The 578-nt window shown below is 50.0% G+C and carries 1 protein-coding gene; it reads left to right on the plus strand.

Annotated elements, in window-relative coordinates; genetic code table 11:
* On the plus strand, positions 1-578 hold a 578-nt coding region (locus ACWHAR_RS30125), incomplete at both ends, for an oligosaccharide flippase family protein (RefSeq protein ID WP_452088808.1).

The following is a 578-nucleotide window of genomic DNA, read 5'->3' on the forward strand; positions in this document are numbered from 1 at the left end:
GGCCACTTACTTGGTGATCAAAGTATTAAACGGCGGGCTTGTCGTCGCTGTCGGCTATGCGACTTTTGCGGCTTTGATCGGAGCGTTCGCCGGACTGTTCACTCTTTACTTTTCCTGGCAGAAAAGAAAAGGGGCGCTCCTGGCGCTGAAGCCGAACCTTGTTCCTTCAGCCGATATTACGTACCGGCAAATGTTTAAAGAGCTGTTCAGCTATGCCGCCCCTTATGTCTTTGTCGGGCTGGCGATACCGCTTTACCAGTACATTGATACGAATACGTTTAATAAAGCGATGATTGCAGCCGGCTATCAAAACATCAGCCAGGATTTGATGGCGATCGTGACGCTGTACGTGCCAAAGCTTGTGATGATTCCGGTATCTCTCGCGACGGCATTCGGGCTGACATTGATTCCGGCGGTGACTGAAAACTTTACCAACAAAGATTTCCCTGCTTTAAACAAACAGATTGATCAGGCGATGCAGATCATTCTCTTCATCGTTCTTCCGGCATCAGTCGGTATGGCTCTTTTGTCGGGGCCGGTTTACACGTTCTTTTACGGCTCGGAAAGCCTGCTCCCTG

The sequence above is a fragment of the Bacillus sp. LR--39 genome (assembly GCF_053613335.1).